At 71.1% G+C, this 20,772-nt stretch carries 18 protein-coding genes and 2 pseudogenes; 11 read left to right on the top strand and 9 right to left on the bottom strand.

Annotated features, from left to right (window positions below; genetic code table 11):
* Positions 1-320: 320 nt before the first annotated feature.
* Positions 321-842: an N-acetyltransferase gene (locus AB0C15_RS12630; RefSeq protein ID WP_357351318.1), complete on the top strand. Its 522-nt coding sequence runs from the start codon at positions 321-323 to the stop codon at positions 840-842.
* A pseudogene (locus AB0C15_RS12625) lies at positions 785-1,240 on the top strand (GNAT family N-acetyltransferase); the annotation flags it as partial. The gene AB0C15_RS12630 and the pseudogene AB0C15_RS12625, both read left to right, overlap by 58 nt.
* 74 nt (positions 1,241-1,314) lie before the next feature.
* Here AB0C15_RS12625 and AB0C15_RS12620 read toward each other — a convergent pair.
* On the bottom strand, positions 1,315-2,304 hold the full coding sequence (locus AB0C15_RS12620) for a YafY family protein (RefSeq protein WP_357351317.1): 990 nt from the start codon (positions 2,302-2,304) through the stop codon (positions 1,315-1,317).
* 61 nt (positions 2,305-2,365) lie between these two features.
* Between AB0C15_RS12620 and AB0C15_RS12615 the strand changes: the two genes are divergently transcribed.
* The 3 genes from AB0C15_RS12615 to AB0C15_RS12605 all read left to right on the top strand — a co-directional run bounded on the left by AB0C15_RS12615 (position 2,366) and on the right by AB0C15_RS12605 (position 4,121).
* On the top strand, positions 2,366-2,836 hold the full coding sequence (locus tag AB0C15_RS12615; protein ID WP_357351316.1) for a VOC family protein: 471 nt from the start codon (positions 2,366-2,368) through the stop codon (positions 2,834-2,836).
* A 276-nt stretch (positions 2,837-3,112) separates the two neighbouring features.
* A complete protein-coding gene (locus AB0C15_RS12610) occupies positions 3,113-3,481 on the top strand; it encodes a hypothetical protein (RefSeq protein ID WP_357351315.1) in 369 nt (122 codons plus the stop codon).
* 157 nt (positions 3,482-3,638) lie between these two features.
* Positions 3,639-4,121, top strand: a complete 483-nt coding sequence (locus AB0C15_RS12605; RefSeq protein WP_357351314.1) for a peptidoglycan-binding domain-containing protein — start codon at positions 3,639-3,641, stop codon at positions 4,119-4,121.
* Positions 4,122-4,215: 94 nt separating this feature from the next.
* Here AB0C15_RS12605 and AB0C15_RS12600 read toward each other — a convergent pair whose 3' ends face one another.
* Positions 4,216-4,407, bottom strand: coding sequence for a hypothetical protein (locus AB0C15_RS12600; protein WP_357351313.1), 192 nt, complete (start codon positions 4,405-4,407; stop codon positions 4,216-4,218).
* Between the two features lie 125 nt (positions 4,408-4,532).
* Here AB0C15_RS12600 and AB0C15_RS12595 point away from each other — a divergent pair, with 125 nt between their 5' ends.
* A complete protein-coding gene (locus AB0C15_RS12595) occupies positions 4,533-7,355 on the top strand; it encodes a BTAD domain-containing putative transcriptional regulator (protein ID WP_357351312.1) in 2,823 nt (940 codons plus the stop codon).
* Between the two features lie 128 nt (positions 7,356-7,483).
* Positions 7,484-7,603, top strand: a complete 120-nt coding sequence (locus AB0C15_RS12590; protein WP_357351311.1) for a histidine kinase — start codon at positions 7,484-7,486, stop codon at positions 7,601-7,603.
* Positions 7,604-7,715: 112 nt separating this feature from the next.
* Here the strand turns inward: AB0C15_RS12590 and AB0C15_RS12585 are convergent, their stop codons facing one another.
* From AB0C15_RS12585 to AB0C15_RS12575, 3 genes are all read right to left on the bottom strand, one after another.
* Positions 7,716-9,161 (bottom strand): aldehyde dehydrogenase, encoded by a 1,446-nt coding sequence (locus AB0C15_RS12585; RefSeq protein WP_357351310.1) that lies wholly within the window; start codon positions 9,159-9,161, stop codon positions 7,716-7,718.
* Positions 9,162-9,222: 61 nt separating this feature from the next.
* On the bottom strand, positions 9,223-10,104 hold the full coding sequence (locus AB0C15_RS12580; RefSeq protein WP_357351309.1) for an SDR family NAD(P)-dependent oxidoreductase: 882 nt from the start codon (positions 10,102-10,104) through the stop codon (positions 9,223-9,225).
* A 98-nt stretch (positions 10,105-10,202) separates the two neighbouring features.
* Complete coding sequence (locus tag AB0C15_RS12575; RefSeq protein ID WP_357351308.1) at positions 10,203-11,042, bottom strand: oxidoreductase; 840 nt, start codon at positions 11,040-11,042, stop codon at positions 10,203-10,205.
* Positions 11,043-11,211: 169 nt separating this feature from the next.
* On the opposite strand from AB0C15_RS12575, the gene AB0C15_RS12570 reads away from it, so the two are divergent.
* Positions 11,212-11,757, top strand: coding sequence for a helix-turn-helix domain-containing protein (locus tag AB0C15_RS12570; RefSeq protein ID WP_357351307.1), 546 nt, complete (start codon positions 11,212-11,214; stop codon positions 11,755-11,757).
* Between the two features lie 192 nt (positions 11,758-11,949).
* Positions 11,950-12,135 (top strand): annotated as a pseudogene (locus AB0C15_RS12565) (IS5/IS1182 family transposase); the annotation flags it as partial.
* 8 nt (positions 12,136-12,143) lie between these two features.
* On the opposite strand, the gene htpG reads toward AB0C15_RS12565, so the two are convergent.
* Positions 12,144-14,072, bottom strand: coding sequence for a molecular chaperone HtpG (gene htpG, locus AB0C15_RS12560; RefSeq protein WP_357351306.1), 1,929 nt, complete (start codon positions 14,070-14,072; stop codon positions 12,144-12,146).
* Positions 14,073-14,220: 148 nt separating this feature from the next.
* On the opposite strand from htpG, the gene AB0C15_RS12555 reads away from it, so the two are divergent.
* Positions 14,221-14,919, top strand: a complete 699-nt coding sequence (locus AB0C15_RS12555) for an SDR family oxidoreductase (protein ID WP_357351305.1) — start codon at positions 14,221-14,223, stop codon at positions 14,917-14,919.
* A gap of 63 nt (positions 14,920-14,982) precedes the next feature.
* Here the strand turns inward: AB0C15_RS12555 and AB0C15_RS12550 are convergent, their stop codons facing one another.
* Positions 14,983-16,434 carry a M28 family peptidase gene (locus tag AB0C15_RS12550; RefSeq protein ID WP_357351304.1) on the bottom strand — a complete coding sequence of 484 codons (1,452 nt, stop codon included), beginning with the start codon at positions 16,432-16,434 and terminating at the stop codon, positions 14,983-14,985.
* Positions 16,435-16,636: 202 nt separating this feature from the next.
* On the opposite strand from AB0C15_RS12550, the gene AB0C15_RS12545 reads away from it, so the two are divergent.
* Positions 16,637-19,417, top strand: a complete 2,781-nt coding sequence (locus AB0C15_RS12545; protein WP_357351303.1) for an ATP-binding protein — start codon at positions 16,637-16,639, stop codon at positions 19,415-19,417.
* 11 nt (positions 19,418-19,428) lie between these two features.
* Here AB0C15_RS12545 and AB0C15_RS12540 read toward each other — a convergent pair whose 3' ends face one another.
* Together AB0C15_RS12540 and AB0C15_RS12535 are read right to left on the bottom strand one after the other, a co-directional pair.
* A complete protein-coding gene (locus tag AB0C15_RS12540; RefSeq protein WP_357351302.1) occupies positions 19,429-20,190 on the bottom strand; it encodes a hypothetical protein in 762 nt (253 codons plus the stop codon).
* Positions 20,187-20,690: a SigE family RNA polymerase sigma factor gene (locus AB0C15_RS12535; protein ID WP_357351301.1), complete on the bottom strand. Its 504-nt coding sequence runs from the start codon at positions 20,688-20,690 to the stop codon at positions 20,187-20,189. The genes AB0C15_RS12540 and AB0C15_RS12535 overlap by 4 nt, the downstream gene beginning before the upstream one ends.
* Positions 20,691-20,772 lie beyond the last annotated feature (82 nt).

The following is a 20,772-nucleotide window of genomic DNA, read 5'->3' as shown; positions in this document are numbered from 1 at the left end:
ATCGCGGATCGCGGATCGCGGATCGCGGATCGCGGATCGCGGATCGCGGATCGCGGATCGCGGATCGCGGATCGCGGATCGCGGATCGCGGATCGCGGATCGCTTGATGACTCGGCGGCATCATAATGACTCACAGACATCAAGCGTTCCCCGCCATGTCCGCGAAGTGCCGCCCGCCGGCAACCACCACCGCCACCCACCACAACCGCCAGCCGCCACAACCGCCAGCCGCCACGACCGCCAGGCACGACGACCGCCGGCGGATCGGTGCCGGAGATAAACGCGTGGAGCCGGCAACTCACTGCGTCTATGGTGGCGCGGTGCTGATCAGACGTGAGATGCCCGCCGACGTCGACGCCATCCGAGCGGTGCACTCCGCCGCATTCGCCAAAGCTGACGGTGACGGCGTCCCGGTCGAGGCGACGCTTGTCGACGCGCTGCGCGCCGACGAGGGCTGGCTGCCCGCGTACTCGCTGGTGGCGACCGATTCCGACGGCCAGGTGGTCGGTCACGTGGTGGCCACCCGCGGCCTGGTGGCCGGCGCGGCGGTGGCGTTGGGCCTGGGGCCGCTCGGCGTGCTGCCCGACTGGCAGCGGCGCGGCGTCGGCAGCGCGTTGATGCACGCGGTGCTGGGCGCGGCCGACGCGCGCGACGAGCCGCTGGTGGTGCTGCTCGGGCATCCTGAGTACTACCCGCGCTTCGGGTTCCGGCCCGCCGTCGAGTTGGGCGTCACCCCGCCGCAGCCGTGGGGGCCGCAGTACTTCATGGCTCGACCGTCGCACGCATGGCGCGAGTCGATCCGGGGGGAGTTCCGCTACGCCAGCCCGTTCGAAGACCTGTGATCCCGCCGCGTATCCGGCGGCGGCGCGCCACCGATCTTGACGGCTGCGTCGCGGCGCTCGCCGAGGTCCACCGGGTGGACGGGTACCCGATGAACTGGCCCGCCGACCCACACGGTTGGCTGCGCGAGCCGCACCCGGCGCGTGCCTGGGTCGCCGTCGACGCCGAGGCGGCAGTTGTCGGCCACGTCGCGGTGCACCGGGTGCCCGACCCGGCAGGCGGGCCGCCGGCCCGGCCGACGGCCGAGGTGGCACGTCTCTTCGTGGTGCCGAAGGCCCGCGGGTTGGCGCTGGGCAGCGCGCTGCTGGAGCGGGCTCGCCAGTGGGCGGCCACCCGCGCGACGGACCTGGTGCTGGAGTTGGCCGGCGGTGGCACCGCGGCCGCCGCGCTGTACGAGCGCGAAGGGTGGCAGTGTGTCGGCACCAGCACGGCACCGTGGGCCGCACCGGACGGCAGCCCGGTGCCGCTGCGCCACTACACGTTGCCGTACCGCGCGCCGGGCTCCGACGTCGCACCGGCCAGCGCCGCGAGACGGCGGGCGAGCCGGCCTGCGGCCTCGCGCAGCTCGGGAGGCTCCAGCACCTCCAACTCGTGATCCAGGCGGGCGAGGTGCGCCGCGAGCCAGTCCAGGTCGTCGCCGCCGACGACCAGGATCGACCACCCGTCGCCGTCGTCCTCGACCCGCCCCACCTGCGGCGGAACCACCTCGCGCACCCGGTCGGCCGGGGCCCGGACCCGCACCCGGGCAAGATGACGGTACGGCGCACCGGTCACCGCCCGCTGCACGTAGGCGACCGGATCGGGGTGCTCCCGCGCCGGGAAACGCCAGGTCGTCGCCGCCACCGCCCGCATCCGGTCCAGCCGGAACGTCCGCCAGCCGTCACGGTCGACGTCCCAGGCCATCAGGTACCAGCGGCGACCTGTCGTCACCATCCGGATCGGTTCGACCGTCCGTTCCTGCTCCCCCGTGCCCCGGCCGGGGTAGTGGAACCGCACCCGTACCCCGTCTCGACAGGCCCGTGCGAGGGTCACCAGCACCTCGGCGTCGATCTCGGCGACCGGGCCGATGAGGGTGTCGGTGGCACTGTGCACCGCCCGCACCTCGGCGCGCAGCCGTGAGGGCATCACCTGGTCGAGCTTCGCGAGTGCCCGCAGCGCCGCCTCGCTCGCCCCGGCGACAGTGCCGCCGGCGGCGAGCCGCAGCGAGACCGCTGTGGCGATCGCCTCCTCGTCGTCGAGGAGCAGCGGCGGTAGCCGAGTGCCGGCACCGAGTCGATAACCGCCGCCGACGCCCGACAGCGCGTACACGGGGTAGCCGAGCGCCCGTAGTCGTTGCACGTCGCGGCGTACGCATCGGTCGGTGACCCTCAGCTCGGCGGCGAGCTCGGCGGCCGTCCACGACAAGCGCCGTTGCAGCAGCGCCAGCAGGCGCAGCACCCGCTCGGTCGTCGCCTCGGCCGTCACGTCCCGATCGTTGCACGGATAGCGGAACGATCCTGTCCGCTATCCGAGGAAGGCTGGGACCATGACCGACCAGATCAGCGAACAGGCGTCCACACCGACCCGCGATGTCCAGATCACCGTCGACTGCGCCGACCCGGCCCGGTTGGCGATGTTCTGGGCCGAGGCGCTCGGCTATCAGGTGCAGGGGCCACCCGGTGACTTCGCAACCTGGGACCAGGCGCTGGAGGCGATGGGTGTGCCGCCGGAGAACCGCAACGACGCGTCGGCGGTGGTCGATCCCGAGGGCTCGCGGCCACGGCTGTTCTTCCAGCGGGTGCCGGAGCACAAGCAGGTGAAGAACCGCGTCCACCTCGACGTTCGCGCGGCACCGGGGTTGACGGGTGACGAGCGGATGGCGGCCCTGGAGGTGGAGGCCGAACGGCTCGTCTCACACGGCGCCAAGCGGCTCGGTCGGCACGAGCCCGCTCCCCCGTTGGGCGCCGGTCACCTCGTCATGGCCGACCCCGAGGGCAACGAGTTCTGCCTCGACTGACTCCGGGCGCGGGGCGTCCGCAGCGCGATGGGTGGCCAGCAGGCCCGCCGGCCCCGCCCGGAGGCGATCGTCGTGCCGCCCCGGACGTCGGCGTACACGGCGGTGAGCCGCGGCCTGGGGAGCCGGGGGTGCAGATGCCGCTGCTGCCGGACTGACCGATACGCGTGCGGTGTCCACGGTCGAGCTGCGACCAGGGACACATCACAGCAGGTCGGCGGTTTAACCGGCGGCTGACGGGTGACCCTTGACGGGTACAGCCTGACGAGGGGGGCCACCATGTCCGACGACACCAGCAACCGACCGAGCCGCACCGTGGAGCGCCCACACGACGTGACCGACCCGCTGCTGTGGCAGTTGGCTGTCGACGTGCTGAGCGCTCACGAGCCGGACGACGAGGGCCACTGCCGCAACCTCCAGTGCGCCGGGCAGTCCTGGCCGTGCACGGCGCGTACGGGCGCCGAGCACTCGCTGCGACTGGCCCGCGGTGAATCCACCTCGGTCGAGCTGTCCATCGACGGGACCGACAGCGACGACGTCGACACGGACCGGCGCCGCGACGTCGCGGTACCGGCTCCGCGCTGGGGCTGGAACGCCGGCCCGGTGGCGTCGCACCGGGAGTCGAAGGCATCCGCCTCAGCGGCGTGACCCCGACCTGGGTACCGAACCGCACACGCGGGAACGCTCGGCCGGTGATCCGGCCGAGCGTTCGCAATTGACGTTCGAGCAGGAAATCGTAGATCGATGGTCGCGATGCTTCGGGCACACGGGGTCGACCCCGGTAGCCCATCCTCAGGAGGAGAGCATGCCGATCCATCGAAGCCTCATCGGCCGCCGCAGCGCCACCGCCGCTCTGGCGACCGTACTCGCCAGCGCCGGCCTGGCCCTGGCCGCGCCGACCGCCGCGCAGGCGGCCACCACCTGCACCAGCCTGACCTACTACAAGGTCGGTGGTTACCCGGGTGACATGCACGTGCCCACCGTCGGCTGGCAGGACGGCAACAAGACCTGCTACCTGAAGTACGGCAATTCCAACAGCGCGGTCAAGGTGTTGCAGGAGGCGCTGAACAACTGCTACTCCCAGTCGCTGCGGCTCGACGGCCAGTACGGCACCAACACCCGCAACGCCGTCCTGTACGCACAGCGCAAGATCAACGACACCTGGGCATGGGCGGACATCGCCGAGGACGGCGAGTACGGCCCGCAGACCCGGGCGTGGATGGGCTTCGCGACCTTCGGGGTCAACGGTGGTCCGGTCATCCCGAACGTCTGCTACTACCCGGGCTGACCCGCACGACGGCGCCGGCCGGAATCCCCCGTTGGATTCCGGCCGGCGCCGTCGTGGCGTCTCCGGTCCCTCCCCGCACCGGAGACGCCGGCCCTCAACAGACCCGTACGGCCTCGATGCGCTGGTTCCAGGTGCCGCCGATCGCGGCCGAGTCGTACGCCAGGTTCGCCCGGTAGCCGTAGGCGTGCTGGTACCCGAGGAGCCCGGTGGCGTTGGCGTTGTCCCAGAACGTGGAGACGGTGCCGGACGCCCGGTTGTTCTTGGCCGTGAGTCGAATTGCCGACATCGGATTGAGAGATGTCGTCGTGCCGACGATGATTCGCGCGGTAGGTCGACGGATTCCTGCCGGAACCTCAATCCGGTCGCGGTTGCCGGCTTGGCCGACCGGCGGCACGGGGGCGAGCGGCGATCATGGAGATTCGGATCCTCGGGCCAGTCGAGGTGTGGACGGACGGCCGGCTGATCGACGCGGGGGCAGCCCGGCAACGCGCCGTCCTCGCCGCGCTGGCGGTCGACGTGGGCCGGCCGGTTCGCGCGGAAACCCTTGTGGATCGGGTCTGGGGTGATTCCCCGCCGCCTCGGGTTCGGCACAACCTGCACGTCTACCTCGCTCGGATCCGCCGGGTGCTGGCCGCCGCCGGGGCTCCGGACGCGCTGGTCCGCCGCTCCGGTGGGTACCTGCTGGACCTACCGCCGGAGACCGTCGACGGGCAGCACTTCGACGCGCTGCGGCGGCGGGCCGACGAACTGGCCGACGACGACCCGGAGCACGTGGAGCTGCTGCGCCGGGCCATGGCTCTGTGGCGGGGCGAGCCGTTGGCCGGCGTGGCCGGTGAGTGGGCGGCCCGGATCCGACAGGACTGGCACCGTCGGCACATCGACACCGTCGTGCGGTGGGCCCGCGGCCCGCTCCGCCGGGGTGAGCCGGATGCCGTGATCGACCCGTTGACCCGGCTCGCCGACGAACACCCGCTCGACGAGCCGGTCGCCGCCGCGTTGTTGCGCGCGCTGGCCGCCGCCGGACGAGGCGCACAGGCCCTGGCGTACTACGCCCGGTTGCGGGAGCGGTTGGCCGATGTGCTCGGCGCGGACCCGAGCGCGGAACTTCGCCAGGTGCACCAGGCCATCCTGCGCGGTGCGGTCACCGTGCCGGCGCCCCGCGCCGAGTCCGCGCCGACTCCCGGGGCGGCCGGTCCCGTCGCGCGGCCGGCCCCGGCCCACCCGGTCCCGGCGCAGTTGCCGTCGGACGTCCGGGGCTTCGCGGGACGGGAGGCAGAGCTGGTTCGACTGAACGCCCTGCGGGCGAATGCCGAGGCGCATCCCGGCGCGGTGCCGGTGGCGGTGCTCTCCGGATTGGCCGGGGTGGGCAAGACGGCGCTGGCCGTGCACTGGGCCCACCGGGTGGTCGAGAGTTTCCCCGACGGGCAGCTCTACGCCAACCTGGAGGGTTACAGCCACAGTGGCGTGGTGCGCAGCGCGGAGCAGGTGGTGCGCGGCTTTCTCGCGGCGCTCGGTGTGTCGCCCCGGGAACTGCCGATCGACCCGCAGGAGCAGACAGCGCTCTACCGGAGCCTGCTGGCTGGCCGACGGATGCTGGTGTTGCTGGACAACGCCCGGGATGCCGCGCAGGTCCGGCCGCTGCTACCCGGGTCCGCCCACTGCCTGGTGCTGGTGACGAGCCGGGACCGGCTGACCGGCCTGGTGGCCACCGAGGGCGCCGAGCCGTTGGTGCTGGATCTGCTCACCGCCGGGGACGCGGCCGCTCTGCTGCACGCGCGGATCGGGGTGCGGGCCGAGCGGGAACGGGCTGCCCTCGGCGAGTTGGTCGGGCTCTGTGACCGGCTGCCGTTGGCGCTGGTCGTGGTGGCGGCTCGGGCGGTGGTCCGGCCACAGCTCTCCCTGGCCGAGCTGGGCGCGCAGTTGCGCACCGACGGGGGCCTGGACGGGCTGGACGCCGGCGATCCCGCCAGCAGCGTGCGGACGGCACTGTCCTGGTCGTACCGCCTGCTGACCGAGTCGACGGCCCGGCTCTTCCGGCTGGTCGGCGGCAGCACGGACCTGACGATCAGTACGGCGGCCGGGGCCAGCCTCGCCGGCGTCGAGCGCCGCCAGGTCCGGGCGGCGTTCGTCGAACTCGCTGACGCGCACCTCGTGCTCGAACGTGGTCCGGACCGGTACGCAATGCACGACCTGCTGCGGGCCTTCGCGGCCGAGCTCTCCGGCGAGCAGGACCGGACCGGTGACCGGGCTGAGGCGCGGGGTCGCCTCTTCGATCACTACCTGCACAGCGCGCACGCTGCTGCCGTGCTGCTGCACCCGCACTGGGACCCGATCGTGCTACCGCCAGCTGTCACCGGGGTCCGGCCGGAGAAGATCAGCGATCACGACGAGGCGGCGGCGTGGTTCACCCGCGAGCGGGAGGTGCTGATCGCACTTGTCGAGCGGTGTGCGGCCACCGGGTTCGAGCGGCACGCCTGGCAACTGGCCTGGAGTCTGACCATCTTTCTGGACCGGCAGGGCGGCTGGCACGACCAGCTCGCGGTGCAGCGTACGGCGCTTGTCGCCGCGCGGCGCGGTGGCGACCCGGCCGGACAGGCGCACGCGCACCGCAGTCTGGCCCGGGCCCAGGCCCGGCTGGGCCAGCTCGACGAGGCACCCGGTCAGCTTCAGCGGGCACTTGAGCTGTTCCGGGCCCTCGACGACCCGGCCAACCAGGGGCACACCTGCCTGGACCTGGCCGAGATGGCCGACCGGCAGGGCCGGCGCGCAGAGGTGGTCCAGCCCGCGGAGGCGGCGCTGACGTTGTACCGCGCCGCCGGGCACCGGTACGGGCAGGCGATGGCGTTGAACGCGATCGGTTGGTACCGCGCCCAACTGGGTGAGCACGATGCCGCCATCGAGGCGTGTCGGCAGGGCCTGGCGCTGTTGCGGGAGTTCGACGACCGCCAGGGTGAGGCCCCGACCTGGGACACCCTCGGGTACGCGCAGCACCGCGCGGGGCGACCGGCGGAGGCGGTCGTATCGTACCGGCACGCGGTGCAGCTGTACCGGGAGTTCCGGGACCGGTACTACGAGGCGGACACGCTAGGGCACCTGGCCGAGGCGCAGGCCGAGGCCGGCGACGCGGCCGGGGCGACCCGGAGCTGGCGAAGGGCGTTGAGCCTCCTCGACGACCTCGGGCACCCGGACGCGGAACGCATCCGGGCGCGGCTCACGGGCAACGACGGACCGTGACCGTCCGAACGGCCCCGACGGCGGCGACGACCAGCAGGATCAGAGACAACAGCGGGAACCAGTCTCCGGTACGCGAATAGACAGTTCCCCAGCCCGACGTCGGCGCGGCGAGCAGCAGCTCGGCGGCGGTGCTGCGCGAACGTACCCGGATCGCCCGCGACCTGCACGACATCCTCACCCACGCGGTCGGCGTCATGATCGTCCAGGCGGAGGCGGGGCCGAGCGCACGGGGGCGAACGAGATCATGATCGCCAATTTCATGCACGGATACGGTAACCGGCTCAAGAGCTTCGAGCTCATTGCGGAGACCAACCGGGCGCAGACGAGAACGCCGCTCAGACGAGGCCCTCGCACACGCGATTACCGGGTGCGGGTGATCGACTTATGCTCGACGTAGCCGGTCAGGCCGACCTTGCCGTACTCGCGGCCGAGGCCGCTGGCCTTGTAGCCGCCGAAGGGTCCGTCGAAGCTGATCGGAGAGCCGTTCAGCGTGACTGTGCCCGTGCGCAGCCGGCGGGCGACGGCCAGGGCGCGGGCGGCGTCCGTGGACCAGATGCCGCCGGACAGTCCGTACTCGGAGTCGTTGGCGATCCGTACAGCATCGTCATCGTTGTCGTAGGCGATGACGGCCAGGACCGGGCCGAAGATCTCCTCCTGCGCGATGCGCATGCCGTTGTCGACGTCGGCGAATACGGTCGGTGTGACATAGTTGCCGTTCTCCAGGCCTGCCGGGACCTGCGGCCCGCCGGTCACCAGCCGTGCGCCCTCCTCGATGCCGATGTTGATGTAATCAATGACCTGCTGCTGCTGGTCGCGGCGGATCATCGGGCCGATGAAGGTGTCGGCGGCGGAGGGGTCGCCGACCTTCAGCGACTCGACCATTTCCTTCACTGCGGCCACGACCTCCTCGTAGCGGCTGCGCGGGGCCAGGATCCGAGTTTGCAGGATGCACGCCTCACCGTTGTTGCCCAGCGAACCGAACCTGAGGCCCTGCATCGCAGCCGCCAGGTCGGCGTCGTCCAGGATCAGGGCGGCGGACTTGCCGCCCAGCTCGAGACCCACACGCTTCAGCTGCTCCCCGGCGATCGCCGCGATCCGCCGTCCGGCGCGGGTCGAACCGGTGAAGGAGATCTTGTCCACGTCGGCGTGCGAGACGAGGTGCTCGCTGGTCTCACGGTCCGCCGGAAGAACACTGAGGACGCCCTCGGGCAGGCCGGCCTCGTGCCACAGGTCGGCCAGCAGCATCATGCTCAGCGAGTTCTCCGGGGAGACCTTCAGCACGACGGTGTTGCCCGCCAGCAGAGCCGGGATCAGCTTCGCGGTGGCGGCGGAGAACGGAGAGTTCCACGGGATGACCGCGGCGACCACACCGATCGCCTCGCGCCGCACGATGGTGTCGAAGGCCACCGAAGGGTCGGACGGGGTGACGATTTCCTCCCAGCCGAACTCCTCGGCTGCCTGGAGGTAGGCGTTGGTCTGACGGGTCAGGAATGGCTGACCGATCTTGGTGAACCAGCCCGCCGAGCCGTTCTCGGTCGAGATCGCCGCGGCGATGTCGTCGGCCCGAGCGGTGCGCAGCGCATCGTAGCGACGCACGACCTCCTGGCGCTCTTCGGGCGTGGTACGCGGCCACGGGCCGTGGTCGAATGCCTCACGCGCCGCAGCGACCGCCCTGTCGATGTCGGCCGGCGCGGCCTGCGCCGCACGGCCGATGACCGACTGGTCGTGGGGCGACAGGATATCGAGCATCAGCTCCGATGCGCTGGGAGTCACCCAGGAACCACCGATGTAGAGCTTGTCGCGCACAGTCATGTCTGTCATTCCTCAGGTGAGAAGTGGTGGAGGGAAGGGGATGGTGGGGTGGGTATCAAGGCTTGGCCGGGCGGACCATCCGCGCGACCTCGGTGTCGGCGAAATCGCCGAGTCCGTCGAGGTCGGTGGATACGCTGAGTTCGCGCCACGCCGCGTCTTCCGCGGCTCGCGCCGTCGTGATCTGCGGGGCGAGCCAGGCAGCGTCGGAGCCGAGCAGAAGCCGCATCGGCGGTGCCGGCTCTTCGGTGAGCCTCAGGATCGCGGCGGCCATCTTGGCCGGGTCGCCCCGCTGCACGTCGGGGTTGTTGCTGTAGGTGCGGGCGAAGGCGCCGACCGTTTCCTCGTACTCGGGGTGGATGTCCGGCACCGTCATCGGGGCGACTGCCCACGGGGTTCGGATTCCGCCAGGTTCCACCAAGGTGACGCGGATCCCGATGGGGGCTACCTCGCGGGCGAGGATCTCGGTGAAACCGCCCAGCGCCCACTTGGATGACTGGTAGGCGCTCAGACCGGGCTGGTTGCGCCGGCCGCCGATGGTGGAGACGTTGATGATGCTGCCAGAACGACGCGGGCGCATCACCGGCAGGACGGCGCGCACGGTGTTGACCGCACCGAAGAAGTTGACGTCGACATCGCGGTGGAAATCGTCGTCGGACATGTCCTCGATCGAACCGACAGTTCGGGCACCGGCGCTGTTCACGAGCACATCGACCGCGCCGAACTCGGCAACCGCGCAAGCGACCGCAGCACGGGCGGAGTCCGGATCGGTGACGTCCATGGTGCGTACGCGCAACCGGTCGCGGTACTCGTCAGGTACAGAGACGCCGTGGGGCGCGAGGTCGGTCGCTACTACGTTGTGGCCGGCGGCGAGGGCGGCCTCGACGACCCGGCCGCCCAGTCCCCCCGCCGCGCCGGCTATCAAAAAGGTCTTGATCATTGCGTTCATCCCTTTGGCGAACTGGGTTGCGCTCGCGGAGCGGGGCAGGTATGCGGCGCGCATTGACCGGCCCCGTTCCCCAGCCACCACGGAGTCGGTCAGGCGGTGGGGTAATCCGTGGACCGGCTAACCTCGGCCCACGAGTTGGCTTCCGCTATACGGCCTTCCTCTGAGCTGATCGCGATCCCTAGTGCGTCACTGCCGAGCAGCAGCCGGCGCGGAGGCTCCGCGGCGTCCACAGTGTCGACGATGGCGCGGGCCATGCGGTCCGGGTCGCCGGGCTCGTTCCCGGCATACTGCGCGAATCGATCCAGCCACGCGCCAACCGTCTGCTCGTAGTCAGGCGTGATGGGACCGGAAGGCTCGGCGGCCCCGGTGGCCCAGCCGGTGCGGATACCACCCGGCTCGACGATGGTGACCTTGATGCCCAAGGGGGCCACTTCGTTGGCGAGGACCTCGGAGAAGCCCTCCACAGCAAACTTCGCCGTCTGGTAGGCACCCAGGCCAGGGGTGCCGCCCACCCGGCCGCCGATCGAGGAGATCTGCACGATATGCCCGGAGCGCTGCCCGCGCATCACGGGTAGGACCGCCCTCGTCACATTGACCACGCCGTACAGGTTCGCCTCGACCTGCGCGCGGAATTCCTCCTCGGGGAAGTCCTCGATCGAGCCGCTGGTGGCGTAGCCCGCGTTGTTGACCACCAAGTCGATGGAGCCGAACCGCTGCACCGCCGCGGCGACCACCTCTCGGGCCTTCGCCGGGGAGGTGACGTCGAGCGCGACGGCCGCGAGACGCTCGGGGTGCTCTGCCACCAGGGAAGCCAGCGCTTCCGGCTTGCGGGAAGTCGCCACTACTCGGTCGCCGGCCTCCAGCGCTGCGAGCACCAGTGCCTTGCCCAGGCCCTGCGAGCCACCGGTGATCAGCCAAGTCCTTGTCATCGTACGCATCCTCTCGCTTGTCATTCCTCGCCACCCGGAGCGGGCAGCAACACAACCGTAGAGCTACGGTCGCTAAATGCAACAGCAGTGAGGCGTTAATATTCTGTTCCGCAGCTCACAGGTAGGAGATTGCCGGGTAACTGAAACGGTCGAGTAAGATCGCAGCACCATGAGAGCCGACGCCGCCCGCAACCTAGATGCCGTCCTCCGCGCCGGAGCTCGACTTCTGGCCGAGGACCCCGGCACCTCCATGTCAGCCGTCGCCGCTGCCGCCGGAGTGGACCGCACCACCCTGCACCGCCGCTTCGCGAACCGCGAAGCCCTGCTCAGCGCCGTCTTCCAGGCCAAGCTCGACTCCGCCGAAAACGTCCTCGACGAGGCCCGCCTGACCGAGGCCCCCGTGCCCGTCGCCCTGCACCGCTACGTCGAGGGAATCGTCCCCGTCAGTCGCGAATGGCCTCTCGACACTCGCCGCATGATGCAGAACGACCCTGCCGCCAGCATCCGCCGTCAGGCGCAGAGCGCCCGAGTCGACGCCTTCATCCGCCGATCACGAGACGAGGGATACCTCCGCGGCGACGTGGACATGACCTGGGCGCGAACGGTCCTCGACCAACTCGTCGACGCCGCCGCCCACCAGTTCCCCACCCTGACGCCACCGCAAACCGCCGACCTCGTCGTAGCCACCTTCATGAACGGCCTCGGCGCGGCCTGACGGGGGTCCGTGGGTCTAACGGTGTTTCCGGCCTGACCCGCTAGGCGTTGTGCCTGGTGCGGAGGTGCCGTGATGACCGCGACAGTAACGATCAGACCGGACGCAAGAAGCGGCCCGAGCCGTCGGCGGAGGCGAGGGCTGCCGCTGAGCTGGTCCGGGCCGCGAAGGAACAAGGGCTGTCGCTGACCGGCCCGGATGGGCTGCTCCCGCGGCGGGCGCCCGCCGAAGTTCGACCCGCAGCAATACCGGCTGCGCCACGCCGTCGAGAACGGCATTGCCCGCCTCAAACGCCACCGCGGCGTCGCCACCCGCTACGACAGGTTAGCCGTCCGCTTCCAAGCCGTCCTGACCATCACCATCATCGGCGAGTGGTTATGAAACACGCCTCAGAGGGTGCGAGCCAGCCGGTCGGCGAGCGTCCGGGTGAAGCGGGCCGGGTCGGTCAGCTCACCGCCCTCGGCGAGCACCGCCAGGCCGTAGAGCAGCTCGGCGGTCTCGGTCAGGGCGGTGGGGTCGCTGCCCTGCTCGTGGGCCTTGCGCAGCCCGGACACCAGCGGGTGACCGGGGTTGATCTCCAGGATCCGCTTGGTCGGGGGTACCTCGTGCCCCATGGCCCGGTACATCTTCTCCAGGGTCGGGGTGAGGTCGTGGGCGTCGCCGACCACGCAGGCCGGTGAGGTGGTCAGCCGCGACGACAGGCGAACCTCGCGGACGCTGTCGGTGAGGGTGGTGCCCAGCCAGTCGAGCAGCCCGGCGAACTCCTGTCGCTGCTGTTCGCGCTCGGCCTCGGCCTGCTGCTTCTCCTCGTCGGTGTCCAGGTCGATCTCGCCCTTGGCGATCGAGCGCAGTGGCCGACCGTCGTACGTGCCGACCCGCTCGACCCACACCTCGTCGACCTGGTCGGTGAGCAGCAGCACCTCGTGCCCCTTGGCCCGGAACGCCTCCAGGTGCGGGGAGTTCTCGGTGGCGGCCCGGGACTCGCCGGTGGCGTACCAGATGTCGGTCTGGCCGTCCTTCATCCGCGACACGTAGCCGGCGAGGTCGGTGGGCTCGTCCGGGTCGTTGGTGGAGGCCACCGAGAGGACGTCCAGCAGGGTGTCCCGGTTGTCGGTGTCGTCGATCAGCCCTTCCTTGACCACCGCGCCGAACTCGGTCCAGAAGGTGCGGTAGCGCTCGGCGTGGTTGGCCTTGAGGTCCTTCACCGTGGCGAGGACCTTCTTGACCAGGCGGCGGCGGACGATCTGGATCTGCCGGTCCTGCTGGAGGATCTCCCGGGAGATGTTCAGCGAGAGGTCGTGTGCGTCGACCACGCCCTTGACGAAGCGCAGGTAGGTCGGGACCAGCGCCTCGCAGTCGTCCATGATGAAGACGCGCTTGACGTAGAGCTGGACGCCACGGCGGCCCTGCGGGGAGAACAGGTCCAGGGGGGCGTGGCTGGGCAGGAAGAGCAGTGCCTCGTACTCGAAGGTGCCCTCGCCCTTCATGTGCACGACCTCGAGCGGGTCGGCCCAGTCGTGGCTGACGTGCTTGTAGAACTCGTTGTACTCGGCGGCGTCGACCTCGTCGCGGGGCCGCGCCCAGAGCGCCTTCATCGAGTTGAGGGTCTGCACCTCGCTGGTGGCGGCCTCGCCGTCGGCGCCGGGGCGTTCGACGGTCATCCGGATGGGCCAGGCGATGAAGTCGGAGTAGCGCTTGACGATCTCGCGGACGGTCCACTCGGCGGTGTAGTCGTGCAGGTTGTCCTCGGTGTCGGCCGCCTTGAGGTGCAGGGTCACCGTGGTGCCCTGCGGCGCGTCGTCGACCGCCTCGATCGAGTACGTGCCCTCGCCGGTGGACTCCCAGCGGGTGCCGCCGGTCTCGCCGGCCTTGCGGGTCAGCAGGGTGACCCGGTCGGCGACCATGAAGGCGGCGTAGAAGCCGACGCCGAACTGCCCGATGAGGTCCTGCTTGGCGTGGGCGTCGGCGGATTCGCGCAGTTGGCGCAGCAGCTCGGCGGTGCCCGACTTGGCGATCGTGCCGATCAGTGCGACGACCTCGTCGCGGGTCATCCCGATGCCGTTGTCCCGGACGGTGAGGGTACGGGCGTCGCGGTCGACCTCCAGGGCGACGTGCAGGTCGTCGGTGTCGGCGACGAGGTCCTTGTCGACGAGGGTGGCCAGCCGGAGCTTGTCCAGTGCGTCGGACGCGTTCGAGATGAGTTCCCGCAGGAAGACGTCCTTGTTCGAATAGATCGAGTGGACCACCAACTGGAGGAGCTGACGCGCCTCGGCCTGGAATTCCAACGTTTCGGCCTGGTTGCTCACACCGTCTCCCATCTCGGCTCCTGCGAAGGTTCGCGGAAAGGATACGAGTCGTCACCGGGCGGGGTGTGGGCGCGTCCGGTCGTATTCCCGATTCGGTCGGCCGAGCCCGTGACCTAGCTGACTTTGCTTAACAGAAGCCAGGTCGGCTAGCGTGGCACCCATGAAGATCGCTGGAAGCACCGCACTCGTCACCGGCGCCAACCGTGGCCTCGGCCGGCACCTGGCCGCCGAACTCCTCGCCCGGGGCGCCACCGTCTACGCCGGCGCCCGCAACCCCGACACCGTCGACCTGCCCGGCGTGACGCCGGTCCGCCTCGACATCACCGACCCCGCCTCGGTGGCTGCGGCCGCCGGGCTGGCCGGCGGGGTGAACCTGCTGATCAACAACGCGGGCATCGACACCCGGACCGACCTGCTCGACGGCGACCTCGACCTCATCCGGCTGGAGCTGGAGACCCACTACATCGGCACCCTGTCGACGATCCGGGCGTTCACGCCGGTCATCGCCGGCAACGGCGGCGGAACCATCCTCAACGTGCTCTCCGTGCTGTCCTGGTTCGGCCATCCGAACCACCCGGCCTACAGCGTCGCCAAGTCCGCCGAGTGGTCGATGACGAACGTGCTGCGCGTCCAACTCGCCGAGCGGGCTGTCCGGGTCGCCGGCCTGCACGTCGGCTACCTGGACACCGACATGGCCGCCGCCATCACCGGCCCGAAGTCCGACCCGGCGGTGATTGCCCGCATCGCTGTGGACGGCATCGAGGCCGACGCCTACGAGATCGTGGCCGACGACATCAGCCGGCAGGTGCAGGCCGGGCTGTCCGGCGGCGTCGCCGCGCTCTACCCGCAGCTCCCCTGACGCCGAACGTGACGAGCCGCCGCCGGCAGGCACCGGCGGCGGCCCTCCGTCACGGGTACGCGGTCAGCTCGCCTGCAACGTCACGTCGTCGAGCACGAAGCTGGTCTGCAACGACGAGTCCTCGGTGCCGGTGAACCGCAGCGTCACCGTCTGACCGGCGAACCCGGCCACGTCGAAGCTGCGTTCCACGTAGCCGGTAGCGGCGTTGAGGTTCGAGTACGTCGCGAGCGTGGTCGAACCCACCTGCACGGTCAGCCGGTCGTACACCCGGGAGGTGGTGGTCTCGGCCGTGTCGATGTGCAGCCAGAACGACAGCGTGTAGGTGGCGCACCCGGCCGGCAGGGTCACCGACTGGGTCAGGCTCTCGGTGCCGGTGCCGCCGTTCCCGTTGAGCCACGCCTTGTACGACCCGGAACGGGCCGGCTGGCCGCTGGCGCTGGTGATCACGCCGGAGGACGCGGTCCACGTGGTGCTACCGCTCTCGAAGCCACCGTTCCCGACCACCTGAGCGGCGGTGCAGGTCGGGGCCCCTCCGCTCACGGCGAGCTGCCACAGCGCGTACGCGACACCGTCGGCCGCCCGGTTCAGCACGGTGGCGCTGACGTTTGCGGTGGTGTCGCAGGACCGGTGGTAGCACGGGTCGTACGCGGAGTTGGCGGTGCCGCCCCACTTGGCCGCCTGGGAGCTGGTCTTGCGGGCGCTGGCGCCGGCGGCGTAGCCCGAGGTGGGGATGCCTGCCTGCTGGAAGTAGTAGTCGTCGGATCGGCCCTGACCCTCGACGTTCTCCTCCGGTTGCAGACCCAGGGAGTCCCAGTACGCCTTCAGCGGGGCCGCCGTGGTGGAGGTGAGCCGGTTGATGAAGTAGCCGCCGTTTGTCGAGCCGACCATGTCGAAGTTGTAGTAGCCCTTGAGGTAGCCGCGCTGGGTGGCGCTGAGCGAGTTGACGTAGAACCGGGAGCCGTTGAGCCCCTGCTCCTCGTCGGTCCACCAGGCGAACCGCACCCGCTTGGTCATGGTCGGGTTCTGCGCGGCCAGGACCAGTGCGTTCTCCAGCAGGGTCGACGAGCCGGTGGCGTTGTCGTTGATGCCCGGGCCGGCCGAGACGCCGTCCAGGTGCGCGCCGAACATGACCACCTGGTCGGCCGGGCCGCCGGGCCACTCGGCGATCAGGTTGTTCGAGGGGTACCGGCAGCTGGAGCAGTACTGCTCGCTGACGGTGTAGCCGGCCGACTGGAGCCTGGTCTTGACGTAGGTGAGCGAGGCGGTGTAGCCGGCCGAGCCGGCCCGTCGGTTGCCGCCGTTGGCGGTGGCGATGGCGTTGAACTGGGTCAGGTGCGCCTGGACGTTGCTGACGGAGATGTCCGGTGCTGCCAGCGCGGCGGCGGCCGCGGCGATCGGCCGGGTCGGCGTCGTCGCGGTCGGAGGTGACGCGGTCGCCGTCTGGGCGGCAAGCGTCACCGTCATCCCGGCGAACACGGCGAGCGCGACTCCCGCGCTCAGCGTTCTGCCTCTCATGGGGGCTCCTCGGGGTTGGAGAGATACCCGAGACAATTACAGAGATCGATCTGTTGGGCATCGGGCGTTCGTCCCGAACCACCGACGGTTCGACGGTGGGTACCGGCGTCAGCACAGGTGAGTAGAGGTGTCAGGATGGGTAGGTAACACGGCAGGGGTCGTTGGGCCCGGAACGGGGGCTTGCGGTGGGGTCGGATCGAGCGTGACACGACCCGGCACTGACCTGTTCCTCGGCGGCGGTGAGACCGGCCGGCTGCTGGCCGAGCTGGACTGGGCCCGCACCCCACTCGGCCCGGTCGACGAGTGGCCGCAGAGTCTGCGCGCCGCCGTCCGGATGGTCCTCTCCTCCCGGTACCCCATGTTGCTGCTCTGGGGTGACAGCTACTCCCAGCTCTACAACGACGCGTACTCCGCGTTGATCGGCGAGAAGCACCCCGCCGCGCTCGGCGACGACGTACGGGTGACGCTGGCCGAGGGCTGGTACGTGCTCGCCCCGCTGATCGAGGAGGCCATGGCGACCGGGGTGGCCAGCTGGGTCCCCGCGCTGCAACTGCTGCTGGAGCGGGCCGGCTACCGCGAGGAGGCGTACTTCAGCGTCTCGCACGCCCCGGCCCGCGACGACGACGGCCGCACCGTCGGCGTGCTCACCGTGTGCAGCGAGGTCACCCAGCAGGTGGTCGGCGAACGCCGGCTCCGTCTCCTGCGCGACCTGTCGGTCCTCGGCGACGGGCGCACCGTCGACGTGGACACCACCGGCGCTCGGCTGATCGACGTGATCGACGGGCACCCCCTGGACGTACCGTTCGCCGCCATCTACCTGCGCGACCGCACGGCGCTGCGGCGGGTCGCCTGCACCGGCGGCGACCAGGGGCACGCCCGGGCGCTACCGGACGCCGTCGAGCTGACCGACCCGGGGCCGACCGCGTACGCCTGGGGGCTGGCCGACGCCGCCGAGGGCCGGGCGACCCAGGTGACCGACGTCGTCGACCGGCTGCCGCTGCCCGCCGGCCCGTGGAACGACCCGGTCCGCACCGCCCTGGCCCTGCCGCTGCCCTCCGCCGACGAGGGCCAGCCGATCGGCGTACTGCTCGTCGGGGTCAGCCCCAGCCGAGGGCTCGACGAGGCGTACCACTCCTTTCACCAGCTTCTCGCCCAGCAGACGTCGGTGGCGTTGCGCAACGCGCAGGAGTACGAGGAGGAGCGGCGCCGGGTCGAGGCCATGGCGGAGCTGGACCGGGTCAAGACCGACTTCTTCGCCAACGTCAGCCACGAGTTCCGGACCCCGTTGACCCTCATCCTCGGCCCGCTTACCGACGCCCTCACCGACGCCACCGCGCCGTTGCCGGGGGTGCAGCGGGAGCGGGTGGAGGCCGGCTGGCGCAACGCCACCCGACTGTTGACGCTTGTCAACAGCCTGCTCACCTTCTCCAGCCTGGAGGCGGGGCGGGCCCGCAGCGATGCCCGGGTGGTCGACCTGGCCGCGCTCACCGCCGAGTTGGCCGGCGTGTTCCGGGCCGCCGTCGAGCGGGCCGGGCTGACTCTCGAGGTGAACTGTCCGCCGCTGCCCCGTCCGGTCGCGGTCGACCCGGTCAACTGGGAACGCATCGTCACGAACCTGCTCTCCAACGCCCTGAAGTACACGTTCATCGGCTCCATCCGGGTCGCCCTCGACGCCGACGACGAGGAGGTCCGCCTCACCGTCGCCGACACCGGCATCGGCATCGCCGAGCGGGATCTGCCGAAACTCTTCGAACGCTTCCACCGGGTGCGCGGCTCCCGCTCGCGCAGCCACGAGGGCACGGGCATCGGCCTGGCCCTGGTGCACGAGCTGGCGCGACTCGAGGGCGGCGACGTACGGGTGACCAGCCAGGTGGGTGTCGGCAGCAGGTTCACCGTGACACTGCCCTGGTCGGCGGCGCACCGCCCCGCCGTCACCGGCCCGGCCGTGGAGGGACGCGGCGACGCGGCCCGCGCCGCCGTGCAGGAGGCGATGGGCTGGCTCACCGAACCGGGCGACGCGCTCGCCGAACCCGACCCGACGGCCGGACCGGCCACCGACGAGCTGGCCGGGGCCCGGATCCTGCTCGCCGACGACAACCCCGACATGCGGGCGTACCTCACCCGGCTCCTCAGCGGGCAGGGGTGGCGGGTGCGGGCGGTCACCGACGGCCGGCAGGCCCTCGACGAGATCCACCGCGACCTGCCGGACCTGGTCCTGACCGACGTGATGATGCCGGTGCTGGACGGCTTCGAGCTGGTGCGCCGGCTCCGCGCGGACCCGGCGACCCGGGCGCTGCCGGTGCTGGTGCTCTCCGCCCGCGCCGGCGGGGAGGCAAGCGTGGAGGGCCTGAGCCTGGGCGCCGACGACTACGTGGTGAAACCCTTCGCCGCGACCGAGTTGATCGCCCGGATCCGGGCCAGCATCCGCCGGGCCCGCGACCGTGCGCCGGCGGCGGCCAGCGGCGGGGGCCCGGCGGCGGTCGCCGCCCGGGCGTCGTCGGCGCGACCGGCCCCGGCCGGCACCGTCCCGCCGGCACCGGCGGTCGAAACCGTCGGTGACACGTCAGTGGTCGCCGACGCGCCGCCGACCGACCCGGACGGTCTGGGCGACCTCCTGGACGTCGGCTGGACCTACCCGTCCACACCCACCTCGGCCGCGGCGATGCGTCGGGACGTCCGGGGCGCGCTTGACGACCGGGACGTCGACCCGGACCTGCTGGAAGACATCCTGCTCGCCGCCTCCGAGGCGATGAACAACGCCGTCGAGCACGCACAGCGGCCCAGCCGTCCGGAGGTGCGGGTGCGCGTCCAGGTGGGTGACGAGCTGATCCGGATCTCGGTTCGGGACTTCGGCACCTGGCGGGACCGTCGGCCGGCGATGGACCGGGGCCGCGGCGCGTTGCTGATGAACGCCTACGGTGACGTGCGGCTGGTCTCCACCGCCGAGGGGACGACGGTGACCATCGAGCGTCGACTGCTCTGAGCGGCGTCGCGTCAGAGTCGCCGGCCGGTGCCGTCGCGGGCGACGATGCCGTCCAGCCGCTCGCCCGGAGTGAGCTGGGTCGGGTCGAACCAGAAGATCACCACCTGCTTGTCGGCACTCCAGCGCGCCACCCGGGCGTCGACCTGCCGACCGTCGACGGTGCCGATGATCCGGTCGGCGGGGCCGACGAAGTAGCCGAAGGTGGGCACCGGCGCGCCGGCCGAACCCTCGTCGTAGCCGATCTGGTGGAATCCGGCGCTGCGGTCGCTGCCCTGCACGTCGTTGAGCAGGAGGTCTGTGTTCAGCCCACCATCCGGAGCCTGGCGACCGGCGGCCAGACCGATGGACACCCTGGGTTCACCGGGCACGGACACCGGCACGAAGTAGTAGACCCGCCGGTCGGTGCCGTGCCGCACCTTGCTGTCCACGATCTGGCCCATCGGCTTCGGCTGCGGCACGTCGCGGCCCATCGTCGGCGGCGGCGTGGGGCTCAGTGACGTCTCCGCCAGCGGCGAGGGACCCACCGACGGAGGGGCGACGGCGACCGGCGCCGGATGCCTGGTCGGGGCCGGACCGCCAGGTCCGGACGCGCCGACCGCCACCACGACGACCACGCTGGCCAGGCCGGTCGCGAGGGTCGCCGCCCCGGCACCGGCGACGCGCCGACGGGTGCGCAACCGACGGCCCTCGCGCATCACGGTGGCCAGATCGAGCACGGTGTCGGGGCGCTCGGTCGCCCGCATGGCAGCACGGAGCCGTTCCAGCTCGCTCATCGACGCGCCTCCTCATCGGCCGTACGGGGCGCGGCGGTGCGCAACTTCTCCAGCGCTCGCGAACTGGTGCTCTTGACCGTGCCGACGGACACGGAGAGTTCCCGGGCCACCTGCGCCTCCGGCAGGTCGAAGTAGTAGCGCAGGACGACGATGGCGCGCTCCCGGGGGCTGAGCGCACCGAGGATCGTGATCAACCAGCGCCGGGTGGCCACGTCGTCGGCCACGTCGCCGCGCCGCTGCTCCGGCACCTCGTCGGTCGGGTACTCCCGCATCGGCCGACGCCACCCGTCGACCAGGTGGTTGACGAGCGTGCGGCGGGCGTACCCGTAGGCGTCGTCGTCGTGGATCCGCGACCACGACGCGTAGGTGCGGACCAGGGCGGTCTGCGCGGCATCCTCGGCCTGGTGGTGGTCGCCGGTCATCAGGAACGCGGCATGCACCAGTCGCGCCGACGCCGCCCGCGCGAACTCGACGAATTCCGCGTCCCCGCGCGCCACCACGAACCCTCCCCGTGCCACAGAGCTACAGACGGGTGAGGCCGGCAAAAGGTTGAGCCCTGGATCACATCAACTTTTCGCCACG

This window comes from Micromonospora sp. NPDC048835 (genome assembly GCF_040649995.1).
GTDB lineage: Bacteria > Actinomycetota > Actinomycetes > Mycobacteriales > Micromonosporaceae > Micromonospora.
This window is presented reverse-complemented; position numbering and strand designations above follow the sequence as displayed.

Excerpts from the sequence above, each read along its gene's own strand:
- AB0C15_RS12600 (WP_357351313.1), bottom strand. The coding sequence starts at position 4,407 with ATGTCGGCAATTCGACTCACGGCCAAGAACAACCGGGCGTCCGGCACC.
- AB0C15_RS12550 (WP_357351304.1), bottom strand. The coding sequence starts at position 16,434 with ATGAGAGGCAGAACGCTGAGCGCGGGAGTCGCGCTCGCCGTGTTCGCC.
- AB0C15_RS12610 (WP_357351315.1), top strand. The coding sequence starts at position 3,113 with ATGTCCGACGACACCAGCAACCGACCGAGCCGCACCGTGGAGCGCCCA.
- AB0C15_RS12555 (WP_357351305.1), top strand. The coding sequence starts at position 14,221 with ATGAAGATCGCTGGAAGCACCGCACTCGTCACCGGCGCCAACCGTGGC.
- AB0C15_RS12615 (WP_357351316.1), top strand. The coding sequence starts at position 2,366 with ATGACCGACCAGATCAGCGAACAGGCGTCCACACCGACCCGCGATGTC.
- AB0C15_RS12605 (WP_357351314.1), top strand. The coding sequence starts at position 3,639 with ATGCCGATCCATCGAAGCCTCATCGGCCGCCGCAGCGCCACCGCCGCT.
- AB0C15_RS12540 (WP_357351302.1), bottom strand. The coding sequence starts at position 20,190 with ATGAGCGAGCTGGAACGGCTCCGTGCTGCCATGCGGGCGACCGAGCGC.
- htpG (WP_357351306.1), bottom strand. The coding sequence starts at position 14,072 with ATGGGAGACGGTGTGAGCAACCAGGCCGAAACGTTGGAATTCCAGGCC.
- AB0C15_RS12580 (WP_357351309.1), bottom strand. The coding sequence starts at position 10,104 with ATGATCAAGACCTTTTTGATAGCCGGCGCGGCGGGGGGACTGGGCGGC.
- AB0C15_RS12575 (WP_357351308.1), bottom strand. The coding sequence starts at position 11,042 with ATGACAAGGACTTGGCTGATCACCGGTGGCTCGCAGGGCCTGGGCAAG.
- AB0C15_RS12570 (WP_357351307.1), top strand. The coding sequence starts at position 11,212 with ATGAGAGCCGACGCCGCCCGCAACCTAGATGCCGTCCTCCGCGCCGGA.
- AB0C15_RS12595 (WP_357351312.1), top strand. The coding sequence starts at position 4,533 with ATGGAGATTCGGATCCTCGGGCCAGTCGAGGTGTGGACGGACGGCCGG.